The sequence below is a fragment of the Rhizobium sp. SEMIA 4085 genome (assembly GCF_013004495.1).
GTDB classification, from domain to species: Bacteria; Pseudomonadota; Alphaproteobacteria; order Rhizobiales; family Rhizobiaceae; genus Rhizobium; species Rhizobium gallicum.
Window position 1 is genome coordinate 16,605 of sequence record NZ_JABEPH010000027.1, and the last position, 11,558, is coordinate 28,162.

An 11,558-nucleotide genomic window follows, 5' to 3' on the forward strand; every position below is an offset into this window, starting at 1 on the left:
TCCGGCAGGGCGGCCTTCAAAGTTCCGCCCCGCGCATTATCATCCCGGCACGGCTCATGGCAAACATTTTGCCGCTTCAATTGTCAGGCGATCTCAAGCGTCACGTCCGCGCGGCGGCGGTTTTCCAGGATGAGCCTGCCATTCGGCAGGTCATTGCCATACACCTTGGCACTCGCCTGCTCTTCCGTCAGCCCGTAGCCGCGCCAACGGGCTAATAGCCGCTCTTCCAGCACCTCGATCGGCGGCGCAAGCATGATGGAGTAGTCGAAGATACCCTCAAGCTGCGCCCACTTGCCCTGGCTGAGCAGAAGGTAATTGCCCTCGACGATGATGAAGCGATGCTCTGGCGAGACGACGCGGGCAGATGCGATGGCGATCTCGCGCAACCGGTCGAAGACCGGTATCAGCACCTCCTGGTCGGCTGGACGCACGGCGCGGATAATGTCCAGAAAACCGCGAACGTCGAAGCTTTCCGGCACGCCCTTGCGGGCGAGTAAACCGCGCTCGCTCAGAACTGCGTTGTCCATGTGAAAGCCGTCCATCGGCAGCACTTCCGCGGTTTCTCCCCGCGCTCTCAGCGCATCGGCGAGATTATCGGCCATGGTCGACTTGCCGGCGCCGGGCGGACCGGCGATGGCGATCAGGAAGCGCTTGGTGTCGCCGGCGCGGGTGGCCACCTCGCCGGCGATTTCCTCGATGGTTACGCTCATGCGGGAACCGGATCCGTGGGGACCGTCTTGGCGCCGGTCATGAATGCCACGGCGTCCGACATGGTATATTCCTTCGGATTGATGACCGTCAGGCGGCGGCCGAGCCGGTGGATGTGGATACGGTCCGCGACTTCGAAGACATGCGGCATGTTGTGCGAAATGAGCACGATCGGCAAGCCGCGGGAACGCACGTCGAGGATCAGTTCCAGCACGCGACGGCTTTCCTTCACTCCGAGTGCGGCTGTCGGCTCATCCATGATGACAACCTTGGAGCCGAAAGCGGCCGCGCGCGCAACCGCCACACCCTGGCGCTGGCCACCGGAGAGCGTTTCGACCGCCTGATTGATGTTCTGGATCGTCATCAAACCCAATTCCGTGAGCTTCGTTCGGGCGCGTTTTTCCATCGCCGGCCGATCGAGCATGCGGAACCAACTGCCGAGCACGCCCGGCCTCCTGATCTCACGGCCAAGAAACATGTTGTCGGCAATCGACAAGGCAGGAGAAAGCGCAAGGTTCTGATAGACGGTCTCAATGCCCGCCTCACGCGCCTCCATCGGCGACTTGAAGTGGACCGGCTTGCCCTCCAGCGTGATCTCGCCCTCGTCGGGAGTAACTGCACCGGAAATCGCCTTGATGAGCGACGACTTGCCGGCGCCGTTGTCGCCGATGACGGCGAGAATTTCGCCGGGATAAAGGTCGAAGTCTGCGTTGTCGAGCGCGGTGACGCGTCCGTAGCGCTTCACGAGGCCGCGGGCGGTAAGGATGGGTTCAACAGCCATGATTACACCGAAACCTTTCTGATCCACTGGTCGATTGCGACAGCGGCGATGATGAGCACGCCGGTCAGCAGGACTTTCCACTGAGGGTCGGCCCCGAGCATGTTGAGGCCCATGGACACGACGCCGACGATCATCGCGCCGAACAGGGTACCGAGGATGGAACCGCGGCCGCCAAAGAGCGAGATACCGCCGATCACGGTCGCGGTGATCGCCTGCAGGTTATAATCGGTGACCGCTGAAGACGGCGAGATGGAGCCGTTGCGGCCGATCGATACCCAGGCTGCAAAGGCTGCGATGACGCCCGAGATTGCATAGACCGTGAGCAGCACGCTCTTGGTTTGGATGCCGGAGAGCTTTGCCGCCTCCGGATCATCGCCCACCGCATAGACGTGCCTGCCCCAGGCCGTGTGGTTGAGAACATACCAGAGCCCGAGCACCAGCAGCACCATGGCGATGACGCCGAGCGTCAAGACCGCATTGCCGACCTTGAAACTGAGCGCGAAGAAATGGAGCAGTGGCGCCTGCGCATCCACGTCCGCATCGCGGATCGTCTCGTTTGCCGAGTAGATGAAATTCGTCGCCATAACGATATTCCACGTGCCGAGCGTCACGATGAACGGCGGCAGCTTCATGTAGGCGACGAGAAAACCGTTGAGCAAGCCGCATAGGCCGCCGACCAGCATGCCCAGGATGACGGCTATAGGCGTTGGAATTCCGTAGGTGATGGCACAGTTGCCCATGACGACGGCGGAAATGACCATGATGACGCCGATCGAAAGATCGATGCCGGCGGTCAGGATGACCAGCGTCTGGGCCGCGCCGAGGATGCCGACGATGGCGATCTGCTGCAGAATGAGCGTGAGCGTGTAGGACGAGAAGAACCGCCCACCAATCGCCATGCCGAAAATGATGATCGCCAGCACCAGCACGATCAGCGGCACCGCTGCCGGCGTCGAGTGTAGGAAGTGCTGCGCACGCTTCAGAAACGAGATGTCCTGGTGTTCGAACGACGCGACATTCTTGTCGCTGCCATCAAGAACCCGTTCGAATTCCTGTGATCCAGTCATATTTTCTCCTCCGCTTTCGCGCCGAACCGCGCGCGGAAGCTATTGCCCATCTTGCTCCGGTCTTCGCATGCCGGTCCTTGAGGCAAGAGCTTATCGTCTGTCGAAAACGGCCGAGGATCGAGCCCCGGCCGTCGTTGTGGCTAGATAGCCAGGCTCAGCCCCAGCACTTGTCGGTGCCAACCTTGGTATCGATCGACTCGACGCCGGAAACCGGCTTGTCAGTGACGAGCGAAACGCCGGTATCGAAGAAGGACTTGCCCTCGGTCGGCTTCGGTTTTTCACCGCTATCGGCGAACTTCTTGATCGCCTCGACGCCGAGAGCCGCCATCATTAGCGGGTACTGCTGCGAGGTGGCGCCGATGACGCCGTCCTTGACCGACTGGACGCCCGGGCAACCACCGTCAACCGACACGATCAGCACATTGCTCTCCATTCCGACAGCCTTCAGCGCCTGATAGGCACCAACAGCGGCCGGCTCGTTGATCGTGTGGATCACGTTAATGCTCGGATCCTTCTGGAGAAGGTTTTCCATGGCCTTGCGGCCGCCTTCTTCGTTGCCGTTGGTCACATCATGACCGACGATGCGCGGATCGTCCTCATCGCCGATCTTGTTCGGGTCCTTAGTGTCGATGCCGAATCCCATCATGAAGCCCTGGTCACGCAGAACGTCGACGGAAGGTTGCGAGGGGAGTAGATCGAGGAAGCCGATCTTGGCGTCCTTTGCCTTGTCGCCGAGCGTTTCCTTGGCCCACTGGCCGATCAGCTTTCCGGCGAGCAGGTTGTCGGTCGCAAAGGTCGCGTCAGCGGCATCAGCCGGATCGAGCGGCGTGTCGAGCGCGATGACCAGCAGGCCAGCGTCGCGCGCTTTCTTGACCGACGAAACGATGCCCTTGGTATCGGATGCAGTGATCAGAATGCCCTTCGCGCCATCGGCAATGCAGCTTTCGATAGCAGCAACCTGGCTTTCGCTGTCGCCGTCGATCTTGCCGGCGTAGGACTTCAGTGTAACGCCGAGCTCCTTCGCCTTGGCCGTTGCGCCTTCCTTCATCTTGACGAAGAACGGATTGGTGTCCGTCTTGGTGATCAGGCAGGCGGAAACATCCGCGGCCATGGCCGGAGCGGAAAAAGCAACGCCGAGTGCAAGCGCGCCGAAAGCCAGAACTGATTTCTTCATGAAACTCCTCCCAGAGATTAGCCGGAACGCCCGCATGGCAGAACCGGAATTTGAGATACGGGACGACACCGCAGATTCAGTCAAAGGCCTCCTCCAAAGCCGTCCCACATTGTTGACGATCGCAATTAAGAACGAAAAGAAATTCGCTTGTCAATAAATAAATCCAATTGAATTATTAATTCCATGTGGCATGTTGATCACAAATCAGGCATAGGCCAATGAACGGGAGGAGTGGCCAATGTCGTCCTTGGACGGTCCGACGCACGCGCCGGGCACACCACCAATTCTGAATCCGGCGGGCGGCGCGAACCAGGTCAGGGTGCGCGCTTATAACGAGCGGTTGGTCCTTTCGCTGGTGCGCCTCTACGGCTCGCTTTCGAAGGCCGACATCGCACGCCGCAGCGGCCTTTCTGCTCAAACCGTTTCCGTCATCATGAGGGAACTGGAGAGGGAGGGGGTGCTTTCAAGAGGCGAACCCGTTCGCGGCCGCGTCGGACAGCCATCAATCCCAATGCACCTCAATCCCGATGCCGTCTATTCCTTCGGCGTAAAGATGGGCCGGCGCAGCGCCGATCTGGTTTTGATGGATTTCGTCGGGCGCATCCGAATGCAGTTGCACCGGACATATGCCTATCCCCAACCCGACGAAATTCTCGCCTTCATCATTTCCGGCATCCGGGAGCTTGAAAGCATACTCGACGAGAGACAACGGAGCCGGATCGCAGGCATCGGCATTGCCGCGCCCTTCGAGCTTTGGAACTGGGCAGACGAGGTCGGTGCGCCGGAGGGCACAATGGAAGTCTGGCGCGGGTTCGACCTGCAGGCCGAAGTTGCCGCGCGCGTTTCACATCCGGTCTATCTGCAAAACGATGCGACCAGCGCCTGCGGCGCTGAACTCGTCTTCGGCGTCGGCCCATCCTACCCGGATTTCGTCTACCTTTTCATAGGCTCGTTTATCGGCGGCGGCATCGTCCTCAACTCGGCGATCTTCTCCGGCCGAACAGGCACTGCCGGCGCGATCGGGCCGCTTCCGGTACGCGACAAGAACGGCGAAAACCGCCAGCTTCTCGATATTGCCTCGATCTTCGTGCTCGAAAACATGCTGCGCGACAAAGGCATCGACCCTCAGCCGCTCTGGTATTCCGCCGACGACTGGGTGGATTTCGGCGCGCCGATGGAGACCTGGATCCAGGACACCGCGAAAGCCTTGGCGCAGGCGATCGTTGCCGCTGCCTCGATCATCGATTTCAGCGCGGCCGTCATCGACGGCGGCTTCCCCGGCTGGGTGCGCAAGCGTATCGTAAGCGCAACGATCCGCGAGGCCGCGAAACTCGACCTGCAGGGTGTTGTGATGCCAGAGATCATCGAAGGTGTGGTGGGGGCGCAAGCGCGCGCGATCGGTGGCGCGAGCCTGCCGATCTTTGCGCGCTATCTGACCGACCAGAATGTGCTTTTCAAGGAGATCGAAAATGCTGAAGGGACTTGATCCGCTCTTAAGTCCGCAACTGCTTTCGACGCTGCGCGAGATGGGCCACGGCGACGAGATCGCCATCGTCGACGGCAATTATCCGGGTGTCGAACATGGGCGGCGCCTGATCCGCCTCGACGGCCACGGCGTCGTACCGGTGCTCAACGCGGTTTTGAGCGTGCTGCCGATCGACGATTTCGTGCCGGAAGCGATCTTCCGCTCGACCGTCAAGGCAGAGCGCGACAAGCTCGATCCCGTGCACGAGGAAATGATCGACTGCTGCGCCAAGCACGAGCCGCATCGCCAGGTGACGCCGCTCGTCGGCCAGGATTTCTATAACCGCGTTCGCGCGGCCCACGCCGTCATTCAGACAAGCGAGCCGCGTCTCTACGCCAATATCATCTTGCGCAAGGGCGTCGTCTACCCGAAGGCTGCCGGCGAAGGTGCCAAGGCCGAGGTCGAGCCTTTCGACTATTAGCTCTTAAATCTCGCCCGCCTGCGGCCCCCAGACATCCGTCAGCGCAAAGCCGTCCGGATGCGGATCGAAGGGGTCGAGCGCCACCTGAGACAGGCCGAAGGTGAAACCGCGACCGGTGATCGTCGGGATGATGGCCAGGCGGCCTGCGACTTCGGTCACCGCTTGCAAGCCAACCTCGAATTCCGAGCCGATGATCGAGCGTGACCTGAAGATATCGCCCACCTTGGCCCTGCCGCGTGCATGGAGCGCAGTCAGGTTCGCCGAGCTGCCGGTGCCGCAGGGTGAGCGGTCGGCACGGCCAGGCCACATGGTCGTGCAGGTGCGCACCGCGCCATCCGGCTCGGTATCGCGGAACATCACATAGGCAACACCGGAGATGGCTGGAATTTCCGGATGTACGACCGGGATGTCGCGATTGATGATCTCCTTGAGGATCATGCCTGCCTGAACGAGGCCTGCGGCATTGGTCTTCTCAATCGTCAGGTTGATCTGGCGGACATCGATCAGTGCATAGATGATGCCGCCATAGCAGATGTCCGCTTTGACCTTTCCCCAATGCGGCGTTTGGATCTCGACGTCCAGTTGATGGACGAAAGCCGGAACCATGGTGAGCTGCACCTTCTCGCAGCGGCCATCGCGGCAGGTTGCCAGCGCCTTTACCAGACCGGCCGCAGTCTCCAGGGTAACGACCGTTTCAGGTTCCTTCATTTCGACGATGCCGGATTCGAGCAGCGCGGTGGTGACGCAAATCGAATTCGAGCCCGAACTCGCATGCGCCTGATCCGGCTGCAGAATGACGAAGGCTGCATCGGCATCGGGATGCTTGGCGGGCAAGAGCAGATTGACGGACCCGATCGGCGCCCCGCGCGGCTCGAGGCAGAGGAAACGGCGAAGCTCGGTGCCCTTGGGGTCGGTGTTCAACCAGTGAAGCTGCGCGGCAACGGTCTCGCCGGGGATTTTCGGCAGACCGCCAATCGCGACCTTGCCGATCTCGCCTTCGCAGTGAACGTCCAGAAGCTGGATGGTACGCTTCCACCTCATTTCATACTCCTATCAAACGTGACGCGTGACGCCGCCATCGACGCGGATATTCTGACCCGTGATGTAGCCCGCGCCGTCGGAAAGCAGGAAAGCTGCGGTCTTTGCGATTTCTTCCATATGGCCGATGCGCTTCATCGGGATCTTGTCAGCGGTTTCCGGCTTGTGGTTAAGGCTGTCGATATAACCGGGCAGGATGCAGTTCATGCGGATATTATCCGCAGCATAGCGATCCGAATAAAGCTTGGTGAAGGCGCCTGCCGCCGCGCGATAGGTGCAGGAAACGGGGAAGATCAGTGACGGTTCATAAGCGGCGAAGGTCGTGATATTTACCAAAGCGCCCTTGCCCTGCTTGAGCATGACGGGCGTCACGAGGCGGGCCATGCGCACCAGCGATAGGATCATCATGTCGGAACCGAGCGCCCACATCTCATCGGTGATATCCAGGAGGTCGCCCTTCGGCGGATGACCCGTGTGGTTCACGACAGCGTCGATGCGGCCATAGGTCTTCATCGTCAGGTCGAAAATCGCCTGGATGTCTTCGGCCTTCTCCGCCACGCCGCGCGAGGCAACGCCGCCAAGCTCGAAGGCCAGCTTCTCGCAGCTTTCGGAGGGAGACATCAGCGCCAGACGATAGCCCTGCGCGTCCAGTTCGCGGGCAATCGCCTCGCCCATGCCACGGCCGCCACCGGTAATCAGCGCTACGGGCTTCGTGCTATCGGACATCGGTTCCTCCTAATATCGGGTTATGCGGAAGGGGGTCATGTCGACCGTGGGTTTGCGCCCCATCACCATATCGGCGATCAGCTGCGCTGTCGTCGCCGAAAGCGTCAGGCCGAGATGGCCGTGGCCGGTTGCATACCACACCCCCGGTATCTTCGATGAAGGCGAGATGATCGGGATCGTATCCGGCAGCGCCGGGCGATGGCCCATCCATTCGGTTGCCTCTTCGATCTTCAAACCGGGCAGCGCACGCTGCGCATGGCGCACGAGCAATCGCGGTCGGCGGAAATCCGGCGGCGCGTCAAGACCCGCCAGCTCGACGTTGCCGCCGACGCGAATGCCGCCGGCCGTCGGCGTCACCATGAAAGCCCGATGCGGCCAGATGACCGAATAGCGCATCGAGATGCCGGGCTTCATGATCTGCGTGTGATAGCCACGCTCGGTCTCCAGCGGGATCGGCTCGCCAAGCTTTGCTGCAAGCTCGCGCGTATGCACACCGGCTGCCAGTACCACGGAGTTGACCTCGATGCGGCCGCCTTCCTTAAGCAGCACAACAGCATCGCCCGCCGGTTTGCGTTCGATATTGCGCACGACACCTGAAACGAGGCGCGCGCCCGCCGCCTGAGCGGCGCCCGCAAGCTTGATCACCAACTGGTAGGGATCACGGATCGATTTGTTGTCCGGCAAAAGCACGGCCTTCGCGATCGAGGGCGAAAGTTCCGGCTCGTAATGGCGGATCACGCCGCTGTTCAATATCTCGAAATCGAAGCCATAGCGCTGCATTAACTCGATATGGCCGCGGTCGGCGGCGAATTCAGCTTCCGTCTCATAGATGGCAAGGCAACCCTCCTCTGTCATGAGTTCCGGTGCGCCGATTGCAGAAAGCATGGTCCGGAAATCGCCTAGCGCCCGTCGGGTCAGGTTCATGCCTGCATCTTCGATCCCGCGCAGACGGGACGGACGGCCGGCAGCGATGAAACGCAGGAACCATGGAAGCATCTTGGGTGCGTAAGACGGACGCAGCCAGACCGGTCCCTCGGGATCCATCAGCCAGCGGGGAATTTTCTTCCAGGTCGCCGGTCCAGAACCGGCGGTGAAATCGAGCGCGATGCTCGCCATATTCCCGTAGGATGCGCCACGGCCCGGCTCGCCCTTGTCGATCAGCGTCACCTGAAAACCGCGTTGCTGCATTTCGAAGGCGATCGATGCGCCGATTACGCCTGCGCCGACAACGGCGACGGTCTGCTTCCTCTCATTCGTCATATATCATCCATCAAGGCAAGGCTTTACCGGTACGACTTGCATTGTGATATATCAGAATGAGATGAATGCCTATGAGGAATTTTATTGTGTCGGCAAACCGGCACCGACCGAATCGCCGACCGAGCCCGCGGTATTTTCCACCGACTGGCCGAAGCGCTTCAACTGGGCATCATAGTTGCGGCGCGTGCGCGGATCGAAAATCGCGATCGGGGTGCTGACGGCAACGCTGGCCGCGCTGCCGACCGTCTGCGCGGCACCGATCGCGACCGCACCAACCGCTTCGCCAAGACCGACCTGCGAATCGGTGATCGTCTGGCCGGCGATCAGCCGGTCGCCGATCAGCTTCACGACTTCCGGGCTTTCGGCGAATTTGCCGTGGTTCAGCCTGTCGCCGCCCTTGAGCTTGGTGAGATCGAGGACGGTTATGCCCGCCGCCTCGAGCTTGCTGCGATAGGGCTCCGCCGAAGGATCGATCTGGCCGAGGCGATCGACATTGCCGGAAATGCGCCGCGAAAGCGCCAGCGCCCGGTCGTCGCGTGAAACGAAGATGGTAAAGTGCGGTCTCTCCTCGCCGAGGCTTACGAATTGCCGCCCGAAAACATCAACGTCGAGATCGGGTGAGGCAAGGATGACGTTGTTGATCTTGCTTGCAACATGCCCGTCCCGGATCGCCATCTGGCGTAGCGCCTCAACGGTTAGCCAAGTGCCCATGGAATGCGCCATGATGGTGATATCGCTGACTGCCGGGTTCTGGGCGGCGCGGCGCAGCAGCTCTTCCAGCGCATCGCGGGAATAATTCGTGCTTTCCTTGTCGTAGTTATAGTCGAAGATGCTTCCGCGCGACGGCCAGGTGAAGACCACCGGCGCCACGTCCGCATGCGAATCGTGAACTATCTGTGCGAAGCGGTAAACGGAATCCTCGTAGAGATTGTTGAAGCCATGGACGAAGACCAGCACGCGGCGGCTCTTCGGCATATGGCTCTTCAGCCAGACCTCGCCCGCCCGCTCTCCTTCCAGCGGATCGACGGACACGGTAACAAAATCGCGAAGCGGATCTGCCGGCAGGCGCTTCGGCCATTGCACCTGACCGATCTTGCGATTGGCATCCGGCGGTATCGAAACGTTGACCGCATTGACCATCAGGCCGGTGCCGCGCTCGCCGGAAAAGAGGACGGCGGGATCCTTGTCCTGCGCGCGCGTGGTTGCGACGAGAAGATCGACTTTCGACGTGCCCGGCTGCACGGATCCTACCGGCGTCATCACGCCGATGTGCCGTCCGCCGCAGGCCGATAACAGGAAGGCAGCAAGCGTCAGGCTCGCAAGCATCTTCCGCATGGCCCCCGATCCGTCAAACATCCCCTACTCCAACATCGACGCCTGGCTGAACGCTCTACGGCTCTGGTGCTCAGATACGCCGCGGGGGCAAGGGGAGTCAAATAAGGCACGCAGCCGTTAGCCTCGCAACAGATGGGCAGACCGGTTTCAGGGCTGAAATAGAAAAGAGCCCGGCGCGGGAGGAGGTGCACCGGGCTCTTGATCCTGACTGGCAACTGGGAGGAGGAGTGTTACCAGTCTGCGTAAGAGCGCTGGGAGGAGGAGTGCGCTGCTTACGAAGCTATAAGTACCCGATTGATTTCATCGAGAATAGGGTTATTACCGCAACGCAGCAATGCGTCTCATGCATGGCTCGACGCGCAATCTTGCGAAGGCGCCTCATTTTGCAGCAATTTTGATCAGCTGGTTAAAAAATCATCCGGAAAAGCGCGATTGCCTACCGCCGAATTTTCGCTTGGTCGCCAAAATCCGCCAGCATCTTCCAAAGATCCGCAAAAAGCTCCCTCGCAAAGGCCTCGAGGGGGCCTTCTGGCGGACGTTCCTGCCAGCGCTCGCCGCCGACACGCAATGCACCGATGACAATCGCAGAGAGAAGCCGCATGCGCGCCCGGACTTCCTTTCCTTCGCCGCCTCTTGCGACCAATGCTTCGGTCAGCTTCTGCTCAAGTTTCGCATATTTCATCTGATCGCGCGCTTTCAGCACGGGCGTGCGACGGATGAGTTCACCAAGGGCGAGCCCACGTTCATCGGCGGAAGCGGCGACGGTTTCCACGATTGCTTCTTCAACGACCTTCAGGGGCGACTCGTTCTTTGGCCTTGCGGCGATGGTAGCCATCAGCCGGTCGGCAAAGGAATCCTGCCAGGCGAAGACGACCTCTTCCTTGGAGGGGAAATAATCGAAAAAGCTGCGTTTCGAGACGTCGGCGGAATCCGTGATGTCCTCGATCGTCGTTGCATCAAAGCCGCGTTCGAGAAACAGCGTCATCGCCGCCTGCTCAATGCGCTCGCGCGTCTGGCGCCGCTTGCGCTCGCGGCGCCCTTCAGCGGCGCTGGTCTGTTTCGTTTCAGCCATTTGCGTCCGATTGCATCAGCCGCCAGTCTCTCCTGCGGCCGTTTCCATCTCCGCTTCCCTGCTACGATATTTGAAGCGCTCCCGCGAGAGCTCAAGCGGCTTGCGGCGCGAAATTCTGTAGACTGCGGCAGGAGGCAGGTTCCGCATCGTGCCGCCGATATGCCTTGCCTTGAGTCCCATCCGGTCGAGGATTGGCCGCGGCACAGGGCAGCGTGGGCCGTAAGTGAATTGGTAAAACGCACCCCCAGGCCGCATGTAGGCAAAGGCGCCGGCGAGAATGGCGGTAGTCTTGCGCGGGGACATAGAAAGCAGAGGCAAGGCGCTGGCCACCGCCCCGACGGGCTCGCACTGGGAGAGGTAGCCGTGGGCCACACGCCCCCGCTCCCAATTCACGCGACGCGGCGACGGAAAGGGGGCCGAGAAGGCCTCTTCACAGTCCGGGCGCAATACG

At 60.9% G+C, this 11,558-nt stretch carries 11 protein-coding genes and 1 pseudogene; 2 read left to right on the forward strand and 10 right to left on the reverse strand.

Features of this window, described 5'->3' with window-relative positions:
- Positions 1–83: 83 nt before the first annotated feature.
- The 4 genes from C9413_RS04960 to C9413_RS04975 all read right to left on the reverse strand — a co-directional run bounded on the left by C9413_RS04960 (position 84) and on the right by C9413_RS04975 (position 3,730).
- Positions 84–710: a nucleoside triphosphate hydrolase gene (locus tag C9413_RS04960; RefSeq protein WP_039843784.1), complete on the reverse strand. Its 627-nt coding sequence runs from the start codon at positions 708–710 to the stop codon at positions 84–86.
- Positions 707–1,489, reverse strand: coding sequence for an ATP-binding cassette domain-containing protein (locus tag C9413_RS04965; protein ID WP_039843783.1), 783 nt, complete (start codon positions 1,487–1,489; stop codon positions 707–709). The genes C9413_RS04960 and C9413_RS04965 overlap by 4 nt, the downstream gene beginning before the upstream one ends.
- 2 nt (positions 1,490–1,491) lie before the next feature.
- Entirely contained in the window at positions 1,492–2,556 is a 1,065-nt protein-coding gene (locus C9413_RS04970) for an ABC transporter permease (RefSeq protein ID WP_039843782.1), read from the reverse strand.
- Positions 2,557–2,710: 154 nt separating this feature from the next.
- The gene (locus C9413_RS04975) at positions 2,711–3,730 is read right to left on the reverse strand and encodes a sugar ABC transporter substrate-binding protein (protein WP_039843781.1); all 1,020 of its coding nucleotides are present in this window, start codon (positions 3,728–3,730) and stop codon (positions 2,711–2,713) included.
- A gap of 238 nt (positions 3,731–3,968) precedes the next feature.
- Here C9413_RS04975 and C9413_RS04980 point away from each other — a divergent pair, with 238 nt between their 5' ends.
- Positions 3,969–5,216: an ROK family transcriptional regulator gene (locus C9413_RS04980; protein WP_039843780.1), complete on the forward strand. Its 1,248-nt coding sequence runs from the start codon at positions 3,969–3,971 to the stop codon at positions 5,214–5,216.
- Entirely contained in the window at positions 5,200–5,676 is a 477-nt protein-coding gene (locus tag C9413_RS04985) for an RbsD/FucU domain-containing protein (RefSeq protein WP_039843779.1), read from the forward strand. Before C9413_RS04980 ends, C9413_RS04985 begins: the two co-directional genes overlap by 17 nt.
- Before the next feature lie 3 nt (positions 5,677–5,679).
- Here C9413_RS04985 and C9413_RS04990 read toward each other — a convergent pair whose 3' ends face one another.
- The 6 genes and pseudogenes from C9413_RS04990 to C9413_RS05015 all read right to left on the reverse strand — a co-directional run.
- Positions 5,680–6,717, reverse strand: a complete 1,038-nt coding sequence (locus C9413_RS04990; protein ID WP_170250238.1) for a proline racemase family protein — start codon at positions 6,715–6,717, stop codon at positions 5,680–5,682.
- A 12-nt stretch (positions 6,718–6,729) separates the two neighbouring features.
- Complete coding sequence (locus C9413_RS04995) at positions 6,730–7,440, reverse strand: SDR family oxidoreductase (protein ID WP_039843777.1); 711 nt, start codon at positions 7,438–7,440, stop codon at positions 6,730–6,732.
- Positions 7,441–7,449: 9 nt separating this feature from the next.
- Positions 7,450–8,700 (reverse strand): FAD-binding oxidoreductase, encoded by a 1,251-nt coding sequence (locus tag C9413_RS05000; protein WP_039843776.1) that lies wholly within the window; start codon positions 8,698–8,700, stop codon positions 7,450–7,452.
- Positions 8,701–8,781: 81 nt separating this feature from the next.
- Positions 8,782–10,035, reverse strand: a complete 1,254-nt coding sequence (locus C9413_RS05005; RefSeq protein WP_170250239.1) for an alpha/beta hydrolase — start codon at positions 10,033–10,035, stop codon at positions 8,782–8,784.
- Between the two features lie 436 nt (positions 10,036–10,471).
- Positions 10,472–11,107 (reverse strand): TetR family transcriptional regulator, encoded by a 636-nt coding sequence (locus C9413_RS05010; RefSeq protein WP_039843774.1) that lies wholly within the window; start codon positions 11,105–11,107, stop codon positions 10,472–10,474.
- A gap of 15 nt (positions 11,108–11,122) precedes the next feature.
- Positions 11,123–11,558, reverse strand: a pseudogene (locus C9413_RS05015) (phospholipid methyltransferase); the annotation flags it as partial.